Here is a 279-nt window from a genome sequence, read left to right on the forward strand (position 1 = left end):
AAATGACGTTTGCAGGTTAATCGCAATCAGCAGAGCAAACCACAATGGATCAATATTCAAATGGATTGCTACCGGTGCAATGATCGGCACCACAATAAAACAGATCTCAATAAAATCGAGGAAAAAGCCCAGTATGAATATCAGCAACATACTGAGAACTAAAAACGTCCATTTCCCTCCCGGCAGACCTGAAAAAATATCCAGAATCAGTCCATCACCACCCATGCCGACGAACACCAGTCCAAAGGCGGTGGCACCAATAAAGATTAAAAACACCAT

Annotated in this window: 1 protein-coding gene; it reads right to left on the reverse strand. The window is 42.7% G+C overall.

Going from position 1 to position 279, the window contains the following annotated elements:
* Window positions 1-279: TRAP transporter large permease subunit (locus B3182_RS03210; protein ID WP_292751518.1), on the reverse strand; the 279-nt coding region annotated here is incomplete at both ends.

It is taken from the genome of Methylophaga sp. UBA4204, from assembly GCF_002379485.1.
Classification (GTDB): domain Bacteria; phylum Pseudomonadota; class Gammaproteobacteria; order Nitrosococcales; family Methylophagaceae; genus Methylophaga.